At 45.8% G+C, this 19,087-nt stretch carries 19 protein-coding genes; 9 read left to right on the plus strand and 10 right to left on the minus strand.

The window, feature by feature from the left end; translation table 11 throughout:
• The first annotated feature begins 134 nt into the window (after positions 1 to 134).
• The 4 genes from D8Y20_RS11580 to D8Y20_RS11595 all read left to right on the plus strand — a co-directional run bounded on the left by D8Y20_RS11580 (position 135) and on the right by D8Y20_RS11595 (position 4,247).
• On the plus strand, positions 135 to 2,006 hold the full coding sequence (locus D8Y20_RS11580; RefSeq protein WP_121543873.1) for an AAA family ATPase: 1,872 nt from the start codon (positions 135 to 137) through the stop codon (positions 2,004 to 2,006).
• The gene (locus D8Y20_RS11585) at positions 2,006 to 2,713 is read left to right on the plus strand and encodes a general secretion pathway protein GspB (protein ID WP_121543874.1); all 708 of its coding nucleotides are present in this window, start codon (positions 2,006 to 2,008) and stop codon (positions 2,711 to 2,713) included. Before D8Y20_RS11580 ends, D8Y20_RS11585 begins: the two co-directional genes overlap by 1 nt.
• Before the next feature lie 42 nt (positions 2,714 to 2,755).
• Positions 2,756 to 3,514 (plus strand): DUF4197 domain-containing protein, encoded by a 759-nt coding sequence (locus tag D8Y20_RS11590; protein WP_121543875.1) that lies wholly within the window; start codon positions 2,756 to 2,758, stop codon positions 3,512 to 3,514.
• A 103-nt stretch (positions 3,515 to 3,617) separates the two neighbouring features.
• A complete protein-coding gene (locus tag D8Y20_RS11595; RefSeq protein ID WP_121543876.1) occupies positions 3,618 to 4,247 on the plus strand; it encodes an inorganic pyrophosphatase in 630 nt (209 codons plus the stop codon).
• A 114-nt stretch (positions 4,248 to 4,361) separates the two neighbouring features.
• On the opposite strand, the gene D8Y20_RS11600 is transcribed toward D8Y20_RS11595, so the two are convergent.
• The gene (locus D8Y20_RS11600) at positions 4,362 to 4,544 is read right to left on the minus strand and encodes a DUF3012 domain-containing protein (RefSeq protein ID WP_121543877.1); all 183 of its coding nucleotides are present in this window, start codon (positions 4,542 to 4,544) and stop codon (positions 4,362 to 4,364) included.
• A gap of 275 nt (positions 4,545 to 4,819) precedes the next feature.
• Here D8Y20_RS11600 and D8Y20_RS11605 point away from each other — a divergent pair, with 275 nt between their 5' ends.
• Positions 4,820 to 7,348 (plus strand): Tex family protein, encoded by a 2,529-nt coding sequence (locus tag D8Y20_RS11605; RefSeq protein ID WP_121543878.1) that lies wholly within the window; start codon positions 4,820 to 4,822, stop codon positions 7,346 to 7,348.
• A gap of 73 nt (positions 7,349 to 7,421) precedes the next feature.
• Complete coding sequence (locus D8Y20_RS11610; RefSeq protein WP_121543879.1) at positions 7,422 to 8,078, plus strand: YceH family protein; 657 nt, start codon at positions 7,422 to 7,424, stop codon at positions 8,076 to 8,078.
• A gap of 53 nt (positions 8,079 to 8,131) precedes the next feature.
• On the opposite strand, the gene D8Y20_RS11615 is transcribed toward D8Y20_RS11610, so the two are convergent.
• From D8Y20_RS11615 to xseA, 9 genes are all read right to left on the minus strand, one after another.
• Positions 8,132 to 8,818, minus strand: coding sequence for a restriction endonuclease (locus tag D8Y20_RS11615; RefSeq protein WP_121543880.1), 687 nt, complete (start codon positions 8,816 to 8,818; stop codon positions 8,132 to 8,134).
• Positions 8,819 to 8,924: 106 nt separating this feature from the next.
• A complete protein-coding gene (locus tag D8Y20_RS11620) occupies positions 8,925 to 9,257 on the minus strand; it encodes a hypothetical protein (RefSeq protein WP_147434074.1) in 333 nt (110 codons plus the stop codon).
• A 48-nt stretch (positions 9,258 to 9,305) separates the two neighbouring features.
• Positions 9,306 to 9,977 carry a deoxynucleoside kinase gene (locus D8Y20_RS11625; RefSeq protein WP_121543882.1) on the minus strand — a complete coding sequence of 224 codons (672 nt, stop codon included), beginning with the start codon at positions 9,975 to 9,977 and terminating at the stop codon, positions 9,306 to 9,308.
• On the minus strand, positions 9,971 to 10,468 hold the full coding sequence (gene folK / locus D8Y20_RS11630; protein WP_121543890.1) for a 2-amino-4-hydroxy-6-hydroxymethyldihydropteridine diphosphokinase: 498 nt from the start codon (positions 10,466 to 10,468) through the stop codon (positions 9,971 to 9,973). Before folK ends, D8Y20_RS11625 begins: the two co-directional genes overlap by 7 nt.
• A gap of 31 nt (positions 10,469 to 10,499) precedes the next feature.
• Positions 10,500 to 12,104, minus strand: a complete 1,605-nt coding sequence (locus D8Y20_RS11635) for a gamma-glutamyltransferase family protein (RefSeq protein WP_121543883.1) — start codon at positions 12,102 to 12,104, stop codon at positions 10,500 to 10,502.
• The gene (locus tag D8Y20_RS11640) at positions 12,097 to 12,684 is read right to left on the minus strand and encodes an SPOR domain-containing protein (protein WP_121543884.1); all 588 of its coding nucleotides are present in this window, start codon (positions 12,682 to 12,684) and stop codon (positions 12,097 to 12,099) included. Before D8Y20_RS11640 ends, D8Y20_RS11635 begins: the two co-directional genes overlap by 8 nt.
• Positions 12,685 to 12,712: 28 nt before the next feature.
• Positions 12,713 to 13,099, minus strand: coding sequence for a response regulator (locus tag D8Y20_RS11645; protein ID WP_121543885.1), 387 nt, complete (start codon positions 13,097 to 13,099; stop codon positions 12,713 to 12,715).
• A gap of 31 nt (positions 13,100 to 13,130) precedes the next feature.
• The gene (locus D8Y20_RS11650) at positions 13,131 to 13,946 is read right to left on the minus strand and encodes a M23 family metallopeptidase (protein WP_121543886.1); all 816 of its coding nucleotides are present in this window, start codon (positions 13,944 to 13,946) and stop codon (positions 13,131 to 13,133) included.
• A complete protein-coding gene (gene xseA / locus D8Y20_RS11655) occupies positions 13,943 to 15,367 on the minus strand; it encodes an exodeoxyribonuclease VII large subunit (RefSeq protein WP_121543887.1) in 1,425 nt (474 codons plus the stop codon). Before xseA ends, D8Y20_RS11650 begins: the two co-directional genes overlap by 4 nt.
• Before the next feature lie 321 nt (positions 15,368 to 15,688).
• Between xseA and D8Y20_RS11660 the strand changes: the two genes are divergently transcribed.
• The 3 genes from D8Y20_RS11660 to D8Y20_RS11670 form a co-directional block, all read left to right on the plus strand.
• Positions 15,689 to 17,848 (plus strand): bifunctional (p)ppGpp synthetase/guanosine-3',5'-bis(diphosphate) 3'-pyrophosphohydrolase, encoded by a 2,160-nt coding sequence (locus D8Y20_RS11660; RefSeq protein WP_236075424.1) that lies wholly within the window; start codon positions 15,689 to 15,691, stop codon positions 17,846 to 17,848.
• Positions 17,849 to 17,985: 137 nt separating this feature from the next.
• Positions 17,986 to 18,318, plus strand: a complete 333-nt coding sequence (locus tag D8Y20_RS11665) for a helix-turn-helix domain-containing protein (RefSeq protein ID WP_121543889.1) — start codon at positions 17,986 to 17,988, stop codon at positions 18,316 to 18,318.
• The coding region (locus D8Y20_RS11670; RefSeq protein WP_147434075.1) for a type II toxin-antitoxin system HipA family toxin at positions 18,315 to 19,087 on the plus strand (773 nt) is incomplete at its 3' end. The genes D8Y20_RS11665 and D8Y20_RS11670, both read left to right, overlap by 4 nt.

Consider the following 19,087-nt stretch of genomic DNA (forward strand, 5'->3'; position numbering starts at 1 on the left):
CCAACCTTGATTCGCACTGACTTATTGCTGAGAAGTCTCTACCATTAGCGGTATGTTATGTTTAACGCCATCTTCTGATACCTCTGCTTCTTACGCAGTAGATACGTGTTTGCCCATCATGGCTCCTGTTTAATATGTATCTGGAACATTTCGGGCTGAATGAGTTGCCCTTTACTATCGCACCTAATCCGCGTTATCTGTATTTAACGCAACAACATCAGGAAGCACTTGCACATCTATCTTATGGACTGGGCAGTGCTGGTGGAGTGATTCTGTTAACGGGTGAAGTGGGTACTGGCAAAACCACCATCAGTCGAAAATTGCTTGAAGATATTCCGGAACATATTGATATTGCCTGGATTGTGAGTCCGAGGCTTTCCGTTGAAGAGTTGTTGGCTTCGATCTGTGATGAGCTTTCCATCGCTTACCCGGAAGCGAATAACAGCATTAAAATATTTACCGACCGTATTAATGCCTATTTGATCGAAGCCCATGGCCATGGGCGCAATGTTGTTGTGATGATTGATGAGGCACAAAACCTTTCGCCTGAAGTCTTGGAACAGTTGCGATTATTGACGAACCTAGAAACAAGTGAACGAAAACTGTTACAAATTATCCTGCTTGGTCAACCTGAACTCAAAGAGAAGTTGGAGCGAAATGATTTACGACAATTGGCTCAACGTATTACAGCACGTTATCACCTGCGCTCTTTGAGCAAAGAGGAGAGCGGTGAATATATCCGTCACCGGCTTGCCGTTGCCGGATGTAACAGGCCCGTATTTTCCAGCAAGGCAATCGCTGTGCTGTTTGATTTCAGTCACGGCACACCACGTTTGATTAATTTGTTGTGTGACCGCGCCTTGCTTGGCGTTTACAGCTGCAATGAATCTATAGTTACGCCAGAGCATGTACGACAAGCAAGCAAAGAGGTGCTCGGTGATCATATTGAAGTGTCAAAACGGGGCAGCTTGATGCCGTTTGTGCTTGTTTTTGTGATGTGTATTGGCATAGGTGTATTGCTGCATGGAATATGGCCCTGGTTCGTTGAAACATACGATTCGCATCCGGGTGTAACTACTTCGGCGACCTTGATGGATCATACCGTTCATGAAAAAGAAATTGGCAATGCGAAAATAGCACATGATCCTCTGAATACTGAACAGCTTGTAGCATCAGCCCTTGATGCGACATTAGAGGGAGATATTGCAGCTGATGATAGTGCTGCATTGCACTCTAATGCGGATGAAACGCTTACAGAACAAGGATTGCAAGCGGCACGACCTGCAGAGGCCAGGCCGGAGTCTATGGCTGCTGAGGCAACTCCGGTTGAGCCTGCGTTGGCGCAGGAAACGCAACAGGAAGCCGGTGAGCCTGTAAGTCTGTTCCCTGACAACCCATGGGAGGTTATTGAAAAAACAGGTACCAAAGAGCTGGCTTTTCAGACCTTGGCAGCGTTGTGGGATACCAGTATTAGCAATGTGGGTGGGGCACTTTGTGATCAATTGCGGGGTAAGCGTCTCTTATGTTTGCAGCAACGCACCAACTTGTGGTTGTTACGGGAGCATAATCGTCCCGCCATATTCCATATCAAGGGTAGTGATGGTCAGGATCATTATGCAGTGATCCGTTCTATTGAAGGAGATCAGCTGGTCATACAGCTTGATCAGCAATATTGGGATATATCGTTTAGTGAGTTGGAGCAGCATTGGCAAGGGCAGTTTACACTGTTCTGGCTTAAACCGCCGGGATATACCAAAGATATTCAGCAAGGTGATTCTGGGCCAATGGTGCAATGGCTTGCGCAGCAGATGGATAATATCCAAGGCGAAATGATCCCAAAACAGACATTTAAGACAATGAATGCAATGTTAGCTGAACGCCTTAAAAACTTTCAACAATCGGAAGGTTTGCCATCCGATGGTATTGTCGGACCGCTGACATTGATGCGTATCAATGAACGCATCGATCAAAGCATGCCAAGACTGACATATGGGGAATTGTTTTAATGTCCTATATTCTGGATGCGTTGAAAAAATCAGAGGAGAAGCGGGGGGCGAGGCGGGAGCCAGTGCAGCAGCCTGCTTTTGCTCCTGAACATGGCCATAGAAAACGTCGGTTCGGTTTGTCGATCATATTACTCATGGCAGCATTGCTGATTGGTTGGTGCATTGCCCAATGGCAGCAGGAACCCAATCAAAAAAATGCGTCGGCGACCGCTTCGATACCTGTTAAAGAGGTACCGAAGCAGGGTCTTGTAGAAAAAAATAGACCGGCAACAGCGCAAGTGAAAACAGTTGAGCCTCTGCTGGTAACAGAGACGTTGGCGCCATCCATTGCCGATGATCAGCCAGCCCCTGTCATTGATGTTGAAGCACAGCAGCCAGTCTTCAAACCAGTCACCCCGGCCTCCCCGGTTCGTGATATACAAGCTGGTCGTGTATCCGATGATGCTGGGCATAGGGAAGCGGCTGCTAATGTAGCGATTCAATCATTGCATGACTTGCCAGTAGCCGTACAGCAGTCTATGCCTGAGATTAAAATTGAAGGGCATATCTATGATATTGATCCGCATGCACGTATGGTCATTATCAACGGGCTAGTTCGCAAAGAAAAACATAGTATCGGTTCAGATATGCTTTTACAGGAAATTACGTCAGATGGTGTGATTATCAACTATAAGGGTGATCTGTTTCACATTGGTGTGTTTGATTAATCATCTAGCATTGATGCCATAAAACAGTGATGGAGTGAAAGAATGAAACGAATCAATTGGAATATAATAGTGATTGCGAGTCTGTTTGCAGGGCCAGTACCTCAGGCATCGGCTGGTTGGATGGATCAGGTGGGAGGCTTGCTTCAGGATTCGGGCATCACGCAGCCCGCATCACCTGCTGCATCTTCAATCGCTGCTTTGAGTCATTCGGATATGGTTGCCGGTTTAAAAGATGCGCTGAAAGTTGGTTCGGAGAGTGTGGTTGCTCAGTTGAGCAAAGCTGATGGATTTAACAAGGACAAAGCTATTCATATTCCATTGCCGAAAAATTTAGAAACGGTGAAATCAGCACTCAATACCGTTGGTATGGGATATATGATGGATGACTTGGAGTTGCGCTTAAATCGTGCTGCAGAAGCTGCCACTCCGAAAGCCAAACGCATTTTTGCTGATTCCATTAAGTCTATGAGTATTGATGATGCAAAAGGGATACTCAATGGCCCGGATGATGCTGCCACGCAATATTTTAAAGGTAAGATGTCAACGCCGCTATCCAAAGAGATGCGCCCGATTGTTACCAATGCATTGAATGAGGCCGGAGCGGTTCAGGCTTATGACAGTGTGATGGGTCAATACCAGTCATTGCCTTTCATGCCCGATGTGAAAGCCAATCTTACCCAGCATGTGGTTGATCTCGGTTTGTCGGGTATTTTTCACTATATGGCTGCTGAAGAAGCCGCTATTCGTAAAAATCCTGTTAAACGCACAACTGATATATTGCAAAAGGTGTTTAGTCGTTAGAGTAGTGTATCTCAATAGATAAATAGTTTTTTCACTATGAATGAGAGGAGACCATCATGGGTTTTATTATAGTTATTTGGCATGTTTTGAGCGTTGAAAAAATATGAAGAATTTTTCTCAATGGCGTCCGCATCCCTGGCATGGTCTGATGGTGGGATCTGAACCTCCGAGACTGCTGAATGCGTTTATTGAAATCAGCCCTGTTGATACGGTGAAATTCGAAGTGGATAAGGAAACCGGTTATTTGCGTGTGGATCGATCCATACGTTCATCTTCCCAACATCCTTCCCTGTATGGTTTTGTTCCGCGTACACTGTGTGCCGACCGAGTTTGTGGGCTAATGGAGGGTGCGTTGCGGGGGGATGGTGATCCGTTGGATATCTGCGTAATTTCTGAACGGCCAATTGCGCGTACTGAGATTATTGTTAATGCACGCGTGATTGGTGGGTTGCCAATGTGTGATCATGGTGAAGCAGATGATAAAATTATTGCTGTGATTGAGGATGATCCATTGTGGTCGACAGCCAATGATATTTCAGAGCTACCGAAAGCTATCATTGATCGATTGATGCATTATTTTCTAACCTATAAATTTTCCCCGAACGAAGATCATAAGGTTACTATTGGTGAGCCCTATGGCTTTGAACATGCGGCAAAAGTTATTGAAGCTGCAGTAGCCGATTATAATGATGAATTTGATACCAGTTCGGAGCGGCACAACTTTACATCTTGATCAGCATTACCCCTGATAACTGAAAGGATTCGGGGTTTTAAACTAGATGTTGTTTTCAGAGCGCCTACACGGAAGCATTGTAAGCAACTGTGTAGAGCGCCCTGAAACCAAGCATTATTTTTTATAATTACCAACAACACAGTGTTTCGTGAATGTAATCCCTTCTTCAGCAGTCCATTTGGCTTTATCTTTGTCACCCATGCTATCACACCAGGCTTTTGTGCCAGGCTCAGCTGAACAGCCAGAGAAGGCTCCTAATAGAAGTAGTATAAAACTTAGGCTTAATAGTTTTTTCATATGAATGCTCCTTAATATGCATATCTGTGTAAATATTGATTGGATACTCTGTCCTAATTGGTGCGGCGTGTGAATAGTGATGGTTTTGATGAAGGCTTGGCACGTTGCGAATGATCATTCCGGAAAACGGATTGTATTGGGATAATAATTGAACGGCTTAATGATTTTTGATGTATGGTGATATTAGCCGTTTTATTCTTTTTTTTAGGCGATAAGCTTCCTGTCCTTCGGCTTGGGCCGGAGTTTTTTGAGAGTGAACTGTTTGTGGAGATAGCATGAAAATCGAGTTACGCATTGCTAAAGAACTAAACGCCAGAGAGCAGCAGGTAGTTGCTGCAATAGAGCTGTTGGATAGCGGGGCAACCGTGCCGTTTGTGGCGCGTTATCGTAAGGAAGTTACCGGCGGGCTTGATGATACACAGTTGCGCCATCTCGAAGAGCGTTTGCGTTACCTGCGTGATCTGGAAACGCGTCGTAGCGCAATTCTTAAGTCCATCACTGAGCAGGATAAACTCACACCTGAACTGAAAAAGAGCATTCTGGCCGCTGAAACCATGGCGCGATTAGAAGATTTATATTTACCGTATAAACAAAAGCGCCGCACCAAGGCTCAGCTTGCGCGTGAAGCAGGTTTGGAATCACTGGCTACACGTTTGCTTGCAGACCCGAATCAGCAACCCAAGGTGGCCGCCTTTGCTTATGTCGATGCCGAAAAAGGTATTGAGAGCATAGAAGCGGCATTGGATGGCGCGCGAGACATTTTGATGGAGATGTTTGGTGAAGATGCCGATCTGATTGGGCGGCTGCGTGATTATCTTTATCAACATGCAGTGGTTACAAGTAGCGTGGTGAAAAGTAAGCAAGAAGAGGGTGCCAAGTTCGCTGACTATTTTGATTATAGTGAACAGTTGAAACGTATGCCGTCGCATCGGGTACTGGCGTTGTTTCGTGGTCAGAATGAGGGGGTGTTACGCGTTAAGCTGCTGGAAGCAGCAGACATTGAACAATCCTCCGAGTCTGGACATTGTGAAACTGCCATTGCCAATCGATTCAGGGTGAGTAATCGCGGCAGGGCTGCTGATCAATGGTTATTGGAGACAGTAAGTGCAGCTTGGAAGCAAAAACTGAGCAAACGTCTGGAATCAGACCTGTTTGCTCAGCTGAGTAAGAAGGCAGAAGAGGAAGCTGTTAAAGTCTTTGCATATAATTTAAGGGATTTGTTGCTGGCTGCTCCTGCCGGTCAGCGGGCTACAATGGGGCTTGATCCGGGGCTGAGAACGGGCGTGAAAGTAGCGGTGGTTGATGCGACCGGTAAAGTGTTGGATGTAGCGACCATTTATCCACATGCACCTGCTAAACGTTGGGAAGAAGCGATTGCAGCGTTGGCGGTATTGGCCAATAAACATCAGGTTGATCTTGTCTCCATTGGTAATGGCACTGGCTCACGTGAAACAGAGGCCTTGGTGGAAGAGTTGCGTGATCGTTTCCCTCAATTGCATCTCACCCAGGTGATGGTTTCTGAAGCAGGTGCTTCGGTCTATTCGGCATCTGCTCTGGCGGCCAAAGAGTTTCCTGATATGGATGTCTCTTTGCGTGGAGCCGTATCTATTGCAAGACGTTTACAGGATCCGTTGGCTGAACTGGTGAAGATTGAGCCGAAAGCGATTGGGGTGGGGCAGTATCAGCATGATATCAGTCAAAGCTTTCTAGCACGTAGTCTTGATGCGGTGGTTGAGGATTGTGTGAACTATGTAGGTGTTGATGTGAATACGGCATCAGCGGAACTATTGTCGCATGTTGCTGGTTTGAGTCGGTCGATGGCAGAGAATATGGTTCGTTTTCGTGATGAACAGGGTGCATTTAAAAACCGCCAGCAGATTATCAAGGTAAAGGGGATCGGTGCAAAAAGTTTTGAGCAGGCCGCTGGTTTCTTGAGAATTATGAACGGTGACAATCCATTGGATGCATCTGCAGTACATCCGGAAGCATATCCTGTTGTTGAGGCTATTGTGCAAAAAGCCGGTAAATCAGTGAAAGAGCTGATAGGCAATGCAGCATTTCTACAGCAATTAAATGCAGCAGATTTTGCCAATGAAACATGTGGAGCCATTACGGTGTCAGATATCTTACTGGAATTTGAGAAGCCGGGCCGGGATCCACGACCTGAATTTCGTACGGCTAAATTCAGATCCGGTGTAAATGATGTGCGTGATTTGCGTGCAGGGATGCAACTCGAAGGGGTAGTGACCAACGTAGCTAATTTTGGTGCCTTTGTGGATATCGGTGTGCATCAGGATGGTCTGGTTCATATATCGGCACTGACCAATACGTTTGTTGATGATCCACATAAAGTGGTGAAAGCAGGGCAAGTGGTGCAGGTGAAAGTATTGGAAGCGGATGTGAAACGAAAACGCATTTCTTTGACCATGCGACTGGATGATGAGCCGGAAGTCAAAATTGAAAAGACAGCCCGTTCTGAGCATCGCGATGAAGGCCAGAAAAACGCGCGGAAATCTGATGCTATGGCAAGGCAAGGTAAGCAGAGAAGTGAAAAATCTGCGACTGATGGCTCTGCCGCTAAGGGGCGTTCAAACAAAGCCGCTGCCAATCATAAAGCTCCCGAAAAAGGTGGCAGTCGTAAGGGCGGAAAGCATCATACAAATAGCAAATCCGGTTCAAAAGCGCATTCCAAGCGTCCGAACAGCGCCAAAGATCAGGTGAAACAGAAACTTGATCGGAATAAGCGAGCACCACAAAGTGCGCTTGCAGCAGCATTTGCCAAAGCTATGGCTGAGGATAGCTGATATAGTGCAGCTGAGACTGGTGACTTCGTCATAATAATAAGGTTGTTATCAGAGCTCTTCTGAGAGGGATATAATGCTTGAAGCAGGTATTGACGGAATGTTGTCCAATCTGGAAGCGCGCGTGTTGGGCTGTTTGATAGAAAAACAGATGACCACTCCTGATTATTATCCGCTTACACTCAAAGCGCTGACTGCGGCCTGTAATCAAAAAAGTAGCCGTGTGCCTGTGATGGATTTAAGCACGAGTGAAGTCGGTGGGGTGATCAATGGTTTGCGGTCACAAGGCCTGGCAACAGCGCGCATGGACGGTAGAGCAGACCGTTTTGAGCAGCACTTGTCACGTAAGCTTGCTCTATCTACGAAGGAGAGGGCCGTCATTTGTGTACTGATGTTGCGTTCTGCTCTCACACTCAACGAAATTCGCATTAACACAGGGCGCATGGTTAGCTTTGAAAGCACTGAAGAGCTACAGGCATTGCTGGATCAGTTAAGCCATCGTGATGAACCATTACTGTTGAAGATTGATCGGCAGGCAGGACAACGGGAAGATCGTTATGCCCATCTGCTTTGTGGTGCACCTGATATTGAGGTGCCGACTAAAGGTACTGGCGCTGCCTCAACTATTGCTGCGATTGAAATGGATCGCCTCTCTAACCTGGAAAAAGAGGTTGCTGATCTTAAAGATGAACTGCGGCAGTTGTGGGTGTTAACCGGTTTAACAAAACAATAGTTGAACGGTCTGTACGCCTGATCAATCTGGTGAGATATAGAAACCATGTACGTTCAAAGCGAATGTCTGACCGTCGTCACTATCTCAAATAATTGTTTAGCTTGCCTATCATGAAGGCCTTTAATCATGGAGAGGATGGTTTTTTTATCCATTAAAGTTATTGCTACCGATGCTGCATAGCTAGCTGCTTCCCGGGTGAAATGATTGTTGGTGATGAAATAACAATGATCTACGCCTTTGGCTAACATAAGTGTGTGTAGGGATTGTATTTCCTCAGTTTCGATGAGCAAAGAGCAATTCCCTTTGCAGCGGGCGATTGAGGTGAGTTTGTCGGGGCACTCGTTAGAAAAGAGGCCAATGTCGGCATTGCCTGTTATTTTTTCAGGTACAAACAAAGTATATTCACCCTGTGCTTTGAATATTTCCACGACGAGTGTTGAAAACTGGCCACTACTGAGTTCTTGTATTGATTGAAGGTTCCAGCCGCTGAAGTGGCGTGGTTTTTTTATAGAATCGTGGGGTACAGCATTGATTGTAGATCCTTTGAATAGCATAATGATAAAAGCTAAAAGCACCATGCCTGATAGCCAATATGTTACTGGTTTTGCAGATAATCTTGATATGGAAGACGAATCCAGTAGTTGAAGAATATCGCTATAAAAAAAGATCATCACGGCCATAATGCCGCATATCCACCACCATAAAATGAACAGCATATTGCGTTGATTGTTTTGCGACATGAATCATTCCTGCTGAATAGATTGTGCTCCTGCACTCAACCTGTATCCATACTTTTCAGTTAAGTATAGACGATGAATTGTGATTCAGTGGAATTAAACGCATATATTATTCAATAACTTTTATAAATTGATAGGACTGGACATTAAATAAAAATGTTGTCTTCTCCTGTAATTCAACATGAGTCCCGGGCTTAAGCACAGGGATGTCTAGCTGAATCCGATGATCATCCGCCAATTGTATGGTGAAAATGCCGCTGTTGGGGGAGGTGGCAGCAATGACAATACCTTCTACATGTTGAGTGGATGCAGGGATAAAATTATACGCTGTATATGATGCGATCAGAGAGAACAGTATCAAAAATACCCAACTGTTTTCTTTGATCTTTTCCATCAACATTTGGCGTTGTACCTGTCTGATTCTTTTGTCGAGATCGTTCAATGCATCGTTACCTGTCGTGTTATGATTATTGTTGTGGAAGAGGGGCTTCTAGCTGTAATCGGCCCAGAATTCGGTTTGTGACGTCATATTGCCGATGCGTTCAATAAGAGCATCAACTGCCCCTTCATGATCGGCGAAATTCATGTGATCAGTTTGTACGATTAACAGTGGAGCATCCTGATAGTGGAAGAAATATTGATCGTAAGCGGCCATTACTTTCTGCAAGTAATCGATATGGATACTGCGCTCCATTTGTTTGTTGCGCCGATGTATGCGGTCCATAATGATGCTCGGTTTGGATTGCAGATAAATTACCAGATCAGGACGATGCATATCGACTTGAATAAGGCGGGAGACCTGATCGTAGAGGGCCAACTCTTCATCCGACAATGTGACTGTGGCGAAAATATGATCTTTGGCGAAGAGGTAGTCGCTGATGATGCCCTGACTAAATAGATCCTGTTGATGCAGTGACTGCCAGTGTTTTAGACGTGAAAATAGAAACGAAAGTTGAACAGAGAGTGCGTGCCGGCTTGGGTCTTGATAAAACAGCTCAATGAAAGGGTTGTTATCGAGCTGTTCAAAAAAAGCACTGGAACCAAGTTTATCGGCCAGTTTTCTGGTTAATGTTGTCTTACCAACACCGATGGCACCTTCAATGGCGATATGACAAAGATTCAGAGGCCTTTCACGGACACAAAAATCACTTGGTGTTACCATACTTTCCCCTTTGGCAAAATTGTTTCTCCTGTGTCTAGCAGAGTCTGTAATAATTGCGAGCTGGTTTGATGCAAGAGGGGATGTTGCCAGTTTGTATCGAGATCGCAAAGAGGTTGTAATACAAACTGACGAAATTGCATTTGAGTATGTGGAATGATTAAACGATCAGCGTTGATGATCATCGAATCCATAGCAATAATATCCAGGTCCAATGTGCGTGGCCCCCAGTGCTCGATCCGTTTTCGATGGTGTTGTGCTTCAATGTGTTGCAGTGCATCAAGTAGCTGGAGAGGCTGTAACGATGATGCAATGCTAATGACTGCATTAAAATAATCAGGCTGGCCTGCAGGGCCTATGGGTGGGGTGCGGTAGAGCAGAGATGATTGTTTTACCGATGTGTTGGTGAGCTGATCGATGGCAGCACGGGCAGAGCGGAAACTCGATTCGACATCTCCAAGGTTACCCCCGAAGGCGATAAAAATATGATTCACGCGACACATATGGTCATGCGGTACGTCTCATTCAGGCTAAACAAACTGCTCCCCCTCGTCGTGGATCACCACAGCCATGCGCTTGCCCTTTATGATCAAGGCTGATGGCATTAACACCACCGAAATAGACACTTTGTTGTTGCCATGTATTGAGTTCCCATCCCATCTGCAGACACTGTTCCCTGTCATGCTCCGAGAAAAATCCGGGCTCAATATCCAATCGGTTCCCTTCATTGTGCAGACGCGGGGCATATACGGCATGTTCAATGTCCTGACCGAACTTTATATGGCGTGTCAGCACTTGCAAAATAGCACCGCGCAGGCGATTGGAACCACCACTACCCAGCACAACCGCCGGTTTACCGTGCTTCATGAATATCGAGGGTGCCATCATGGAGGGCAGGGCAAGACCGGGTGGAGAACAGTGAAATCCAAGAGGGTTAATGTCTTCTTCTCCCAGCATATTATTTAGATGAATACCTGTACCGGGTACGACAATGCCTGAACCTTCACCATTGCTGCTGGTCAGGGATACGGCCATACCATCGCTGTCGATAATGCTGATATGGGTTGTGCTGCCAAGGCGATTGGAGCGTTCATGGCTTTCTGGAGCAGAGGCGTTGCGAAGCTGCATGCGGATACGATCTACTTGCTTATCGATATGCCTGGCATCAAGCATGTTTGATGCAATGTCGGCGAGATGAATGCGTCTATCCAAGCCTGATGAACCGTGGCGAATGCGGCTGGCACTGCGCAAGACTTCTGCCATCAGTACCGGCCATGGGATATTTTTTGTCTCATCCAGATCTATCAAGCCATCGAGCAAGGTGGCCGCAAGTGAGATTAACAGGCCACCGGATGATGGTGGAGGGTTACTTAATAAGGCACCGCCGAAAATAGCCGTGTTCAGGGGGGCGCGAACCTGGACCTGTTCGGCTCGCATATCATCCATATTGATTAAACCGTGAGGAATACAGGCGGCGACAATATGGCGTGCTAAATCACCATGGTACATCTCTTCAATGCCTTCAAAGAGTAACATTTCAAGTGTGTTGGCCAGATCGGAATTGCGAAATAGTTCACCCTCAGTGAGCAGGTTGCCATGTGGAGCATAGATATGTTTACACTGGTCAGTGCTGCTGAGAATGGGCTTGAGCAAGGCAATAAATGAGGCCTGTAGTGCATTTAATGAGACACCGTTTCTGGCTGCATCAATACCGGGGGCGAGTGCTTCTTTTAGGGGGATTTTACCATGTCGGTGATGTGCTTCAAAAAGCATGGCCAGCAGCGATGGTGTGCCAACTGATGCTTGACCAATATGAAAGGTCTGTTGTGAGTCACCAAAATCAATGGGGATAGCTTTTAGAGCGTCTGGCGAAAGCATGGAGGCTGGGACAGATCGGGCCATCAATGGCATACGGGCAAAACCATCATAGAGTCTGGATTGCCCAAGCGCATCAGCGACAAGCATGAAACCGCCTCCGCCAGCTGATGTAAGTACAGGCTCGGCACAGAATGATGTGGTGATTGCAGCAATCGCAGCATCCACAGCATTGCCACCAGCTCTTAAAATGGAAGCGCCGGCATCCGCTGTTGCTGCATGCCCTGCAACGACCATGCCTTTGTATTTAGTCATTATTGTGTTGAACGATAAAACCTTTCTGTTTTAATTTACTGTGTATGGTTTTTAAGAGTGTCTCAGCCTCGGTTTTTGTTGATTTTGGACCGATCCAGACTGCATGCATGCCGTTTTTTTTGGTCGCAATCTTTACACTCCAGCCTTTGCGTTTGAGTTGGTCGGCCAGACCCTGAGCGCGTGCTTTTTCATCAAAAGCACCAAGTTGAACATAAAAGCCAGGTGCCAGAACGGTTTTTTTCGGTGCAATGGTGGTTGGTTTTTTAGCAATATGTTTTGTCTGGACTGGCGTTACAGGTGTTGCCTGAGTAATGGGTTTGATAACGGCGGGTGTTGGCGGTGCTTTTTTTGGAGCAGGGATTTCTGCCGGTGTGATCGTGTTCATGCTTTTAGTGCGTGTCGGTTGCACTGGCTTGGTGACGGGCGTTGGTTGATGAACAGGGCTGTTTACAGCCGAGAGTAATTCAAACCATTGCGGCTGTGCTATTGCGATCAAGGTAATGATGATAGCGCAAAAAGAAAAGCTCCACGCGATACGTTGCTCAATGAGCGAAGCCTGCCAGTTCATCTTATGCGTCATGATATAGTTGGAGGATTAAAGTCTGATTTTAGATTTTTAGCAGGGCATCCAGTTTTTCAGCAAAGGTGTTATAGCGGAATGGCTTTTGCAGGATGTTGAATGTCTTATCCGGGAAGCGTTCATGCAGATCTTCGGGGTAACCTGTAACAAACATGATACGATCAAGGATATCGGGATTGACCTGCTCAATAGAACTGTAAATTTCATCACCACTGAGTTTAGGGATACGCACATCCAATAAAATAAGCTGATATTGATTGCCGTGTGTAGTAAGCTCAAACAGGCTCTGAATCGGATCAGACATGCTTTCAACATTACTTTCCATGCCCTTTTCAGTGACATAACGATTGAGGAATGCAGCCAGAATACTTTGTACTGAATCTTCATCATCAATAATTAACGTTTTGATTTCCATCTGCTGAGACTCCTAACTATGGTGTGTTTGACTATTGTACATTAACAATACTTTCAGGGTTAATGCGTGCATTATTAAAACGTATTCCCCAGTGTAAGTGGGGCCCTGTTGATCGTCCAGTAGTTCCTACTTCACCAATTTTTTGTCGCGTTTTCACCCATTCACCCTGCTTGACTGCAGTCGATTGCATGTGTGAAAAAACAGACACTAATCCATTGCCATGGCCGATGGCTACTGTTTTTCCATTCAAATACATATCTGCAACCATCAGAATGCGACCTGCCAGTGGTGCTTCAATGACTGTGCCTGCCGGAGCAGCAATATCAATGCCTGAGTGCGGAGATTTTGGTTTTCCATTCACATATCGCTGCGCACCAAAGGGGGTGGATTCGATACCTTCGATCGGTTTGCCAAACATGATGATATCCGGGTTGGCAGATACCTGTTTCGTGTAGGTGGCTTTTAGCACTTTCACTTCTCTATAATAGCGTTCCAAGGTGGGCTTATCGAATTCGGCCATCTTCTTTGCAACCGTGATATGAGAGATGCGGAACTCTCCTTTTGTGACGTTCAGGAAATCTTCGGCGACAACCGTTTTACCAGAGCGCCATAACACATTGTGTTTGCCTGCTTTCGTTTTGAGATCCACGCCAATCCAGCCTTGCCAGTGGTTGTTGCCTTTGGCTTTGAGCGGCCATTTCTTTCCAAAACATGTCAGCGACAGTGTGTCGCCAGCGTAATCCATTTCAATAGAAGCAACATTACCCTGGATGACCGTCCATTCGCTGGCGTTGGCTGGCATGAGCCAGAGCATGGCGCATAAAAGTAGTGTGAGTTTTGTCTTCATTTCGGATTCCTTGTTGTTGAAATTACTTTACTTTGCACGCTGCCATCACGGAAACGTACCTGCATACTGTCGCCAGCTTGTAGTTCAGACGCTTGGGTGATGACACGTCCATCGGCTGAAAAACTCATATTATAACCACGATCAAGTACACGTGATGGATCAAGCTCTTTTAATTCGCCACAAAGCACAGCAAGTCTTTGGCGTTTCATCTGAACCTGCTTTTTCTGTTCTTTCAATCCCAGTGTGGCAGCGTTTACAGTAATCTGGCGTTGTTGGAGTGCCGTGTGTGTCTGTTGTGACAGGCCACTGAATTGTTGATTGAGTAACAGGCGCTGCTGTTGAAGCCGCTGGATGGGTTGCAAGGGTACAAGTCGTTTTTCAAGCAGGCGCAGTGGTGTAGCTGCTTGATTGAGATGCCGATGAAATGCATGACTTAAACGGGATGAGAGTTGTACACTGCTATGATGACGTGCATCTGTACCGCGTTGCCATGCCTGATTTTGTCGTTGTTGCAACATACGTTGATCGCGGTTCTTTTGACTTAAACGCTGATTGAGCAGACCGTACAAGCTGGAAATGCGCGGTAAGCGCTGGCGCAGTTCATCACGGGGCGGGCAGCATAATTCTGCGGCATTCGATGGTGTTGCGGCACGAAGATCAGCAGCCAGATCAGCCAGTGTGGTATCAATTTCGTGCCCTACACCGGTGATAACAGGAATAGGGCAATCGACTATCGCTTTGACCACAGCTTCATCATTAAAACACCATAGATCTTCCATGCTGCCGCCACCACGTATAAGTAGAATGACCTGTGGTGGTGTCTCCATGCTGCTTATTTTTTTAAGTGCGGTGGAGATTGCTGTCGGGGCACTGCTGCCCTGTACTAAAGCCGGGCTGAGCGTGAGTTCAAGCCAGGCAGGACGTGTAGCGAGTACTTTTTTCACATCTTCAAATGCAGCAGCAGTAGGAGATGTGACAATGCCGATATGTTTGGGCAGGGCAGGGATGTCCTGTTTGCGGGATGCATCAAAATATCCTAAATCCGCATACAGTTGTTTGCGGCGTTCAAACTCAGCCGCCAGTTTGCCTGCACCAGCAGTTTCTACCCGGCTGATGATCAGCTGATAGGTACCACGCGGTTCGTAAAGGCTGATATGGCCGGTGAAAATAAATTCACCACCTTCCTGTACAATGTTTTTCAAACGGGCAGCAGTCGAGCGCCAGATCACTGCTGAAATCGATGCGTGTGCATCTTTGATGGTGAAATAGAGGTGTCCGGAAGAGGGGCGGGTCAATCGGGAAATCTCACCGCTGACTTCAACCTTGGCAAAACCGATCTCCAGCATCTGTTTGATGCGGGCAGTTAGCTCGGTGACAGTGATCGGAGTATGTTGTTGTTCGGCAAGCACAGCTGCAATCATGTCTTAAGTAAGGAGTGGGTCAATCTGTTTTTTGGGTGGGGTGCTTGCACCTGAGGAAATGAACGGCTGAGGATTGCTTTATCTCAAAATAATTTGTTTTTCGACATGAAATGCTTTTTGTGTTTCTCAAGATTTAATGACTGTATTGCGAGGCCTTCTACTCTGATTGCAATGCCTGTTCTCGTTTCCGAAGGCATTTGAGAGGTGTAGGGTGATGAATCATTTGCACTTCACTGCGTTTCAAAATATGTTCCTATATGATGTGTAAATAGAGTGACGAGAATCTAATCACCGATAGGTAGAGCGAATCCATTCATTGTTATGAAAAATACAAAGCAACATATTACATCGCAATACTCTGTCTCAGAGTATATCGACATGCTGATTACCAATTCAGCGCATCTGAACCAAAGCTCTGCCTTGCTTGAAAAGGCATGCCAGTATGTTTGGGATGCACAAGATATTGATTCTGAACTGCCAAGTAGTCTGGATGTTGCCATCTTACTCAGTCAGTTAAGTGCGGATGAGACAACGATGATTGTATGTTTACTCAGTGACAGTCGTCTGCGCTCAACTGAATTTCACCAGCGCATTCAACTTGAATTCACTGACGAATTACTTCACATGGTTCAGGGCCTTGAAAAGCTGCATGGGTTTAAAACAAGTCAATCAGATGGTCATGAGCAATCCGAGCGTCTGAGAAGAATGTTGTTGGCCATGGTTGATGATGTCCGCGTGGTGCTTATCAAGCTTGCATACAGGGTACAGCGGCTCAGAGAGCTTTCAAAAGCAGATGAAGAGACACGCAAAGCCATTGCATCCGAATCACTTGAAATCTTTTCACCCATTGCCAATCGATTAGGTATCGGACAATTAAAATGGGAACTTGAAGATCTGTCCTTTCGCTATCTGCAACCTGAGACCTATAAGCGCATTGCCAGGTTGCTTGAAGAAAAAAGAGGCGGACGTGAGACCTATATCAAACAGGTGGTCACAGAGATTGATGGGTTGCTAAAAAGTTCCGAGATTGATGCCAGGGTTTATGGCAGGCCAAAGCATATCTATAGTATCTGGTCAAAAATGACGCATAAAGACAAACAGTTTTCGGAATTGTTTGATGTTCTGGCCATCAGAGTCACGGTAACCACCATCGCAGAGTGTTATACCGCACTGGGGTTGATACATGGTCGCTGGCATCATATTCCTAAAGAGTTTGATGATTATATTGCCAACACAAAAGCCAATGGCTACCAAAGTCTGCATACGGCCGTGTATGGGCCGGAGGGAAAACCGGTCGAAATTCAGATTAGAACGAAAGCCATGCACGAGTTTGCAGAATTTGGTGTGGCAGCACACTGGCGTTATAAGGAGCGAAGCAAACAGGACGACGTACTGGAAAAAACGATTCATTCGGTCCGAAGACTGTTGGAAACAGCTGAAGGTGATGATGAGGAATTTTTAGGTAGTTTTAAAACAGAGCTGTTCTCTGACCGGGTATTTGTGTTGAGCCCTGATGGTAAAGTCATTGATTTGCCGCAAGGCGCAACGCCGCTTGATTTTGCCTACGGCATTCACACAGAAGTCGGGCACAAATGTCGAGGCGCAAAAGTGAACGGTCACATCGTACCGTTAACCACGCCACTTCAAAATGGTGTGCAAGTCGAAATTTTAACGACGAATCATGCCGCACCAAGCAGAGACTGGCTCAATCCGAATCTGGGATATATCACTAGCAACAGGGCACGCGCAAAAATAAAAGCCTGGTTCCGGCAACAGAATTATGAGCAAAATGTGATAGATGGTAAAACCGCTATCGATCGCGAACTCAAACGCATGCACATTTTAAATCCTGATATACATAAAGCTCTCACGCATTTTAAAGTGAAGAGTGAAAAAGAGTGGCAGGCAAAAGTCGGGCGCGGTGATGTTACATCAGCGCAGTTGACGCAGGGTTTAAATCAAGCCTATACCAGTGAGTCATTGAAAACGCTTCCTTCTAAACCTAAACCGAAAAAGAGAGGCAGTGCAGATCCATCGATCAATGTTTGTGGCGTAGGTAACCTGTTATCCTATATGGCCAACTGCTGTAAGCCCGTTCCCGGTGATGAGATCATTGGCTTTATTACCCATGGCAAAGGGGTTTCGGTTCATCGCCCTGATTGCATAAACATACTTAATCTGGAACATGATAAGCAAAAACGACTCATTTCTGTTGAGTGGGCGGATCATGAACATCAGACATTTGAGATCAAGCTTGCTATCCAGGCCATTGATCGAACAGGGCTGTTAAAAGATATTTCAAGCATACTGTCCGACCTGAAGGTTAACGTACTCAGTATTCAGACCTTATCAAATAAAGACATGCAAATGGCAGATATGCAAATCATGATGGAAATAGAAGACCTTGAACAACTGCAAAAAGTCACTGACAAAATTATGCAGTTACAGAATGTATTTAAGGTTTATCGGCAGAACGCATAAGCCTTTGGCATAGAGCAAGATCTGCCCCGAATGTTTCGACTTTTTTGGGAAACACATCGAGTATGCCCCTGTTGATTCGATGATCTGATGTTTATAAGGGATGTTATATTGACCCTTATATATTATAATACTATATTATGGACACCATGTTGTCCTCTAATGAACTATTCTCCTTGCTCTCACCTAAAGATATTCAGGGTCAACTGGCCGCTGAGGTGAAGCGCTCACGTGTAGAGATTAATGGCTGGAAACGGGATACACTGGCGGAGAAATCAGGCGTGCCTGCATCGACCATTAAACGATTTGAAAATAGTGGTGAAATATCTCTGCGGCAGTTACTGATGCTTGTGCATGCGCTTGGTCTGTTGGATCGATTTGATCAACTGCTTAATAACGAGATTGAAGGCATGCGAATGGATGAGTATATCAAACAGAATGCGCGTAAACCTCGTGTAAGGGGTGTGAAGTGAAAACCCTTGATGTCATCTATAAACCTAGAAATATGTTGGTCGGCCGATTACTGCATCAAGGATATGACCTGCTGTTTGAATATGATCAGGAGTTTGTTGCGACGGGACTGAATTTATCTCCTTTCAAACTCAAATTTGAGGTAGGCATTCAGAAAAGTGATGCCCGCTTCAGACAATACCTGCATGGCCTGTTTGATGATTCTTTGCCTGATGGCTGGGGATTGTTACTTATGAATAGAGAGCTGAAACGAAGAGGCATTCAATTCCCGATAAGCCCTCTGGATCGGCTTGCCTATATTGGAGACTCTGCAATGGGCGCATTGAGCTATAGGCCGTCTATGGGTTCGGATAATGATGATCAGCTATTTGATATAAGCGAAATTGCTGAAGCATCGATCAAATTTTATGAGGGTGAGATAGAGAGCGTGCTTCCTGCTATGGCCAGGGCTGGTGGTTCACCAGGTGGCGCGCGACCAAAAGTAGTTGTAGGTATTAACGGTAATCAGATTATTTCTGGTGAAGGTGATCTGCCAAGTGGATATGAGCATTGGATCATCAAGTTTGCGGCCAGAAAAGATCTAAACAGGGCAGGTGAAATGGAATATGCCTACTATCAAATGGCATTGGCTGCAGGCCTAAATATGATGGAATCTCGACTCTTTGAGGTTGGAGATTACAAGTTTTTTGGAACCAGACGTTTTGACAGGGTCGGAAATAAAAGAGTTCACATGCATACCGTTGCAAATTTGATTGATGCTAACTTTAGAGA

The sequence above is a fragment of the Mariprofundus sp. EBB-1 genome, from assembly GCF_003665155.1.
Taxonomy (GTDB): Bacteria; Pseudomonadota; Zetaproteobacteria; order Mariprofundales; family Mariprofundaceae; genus Mariprofundus.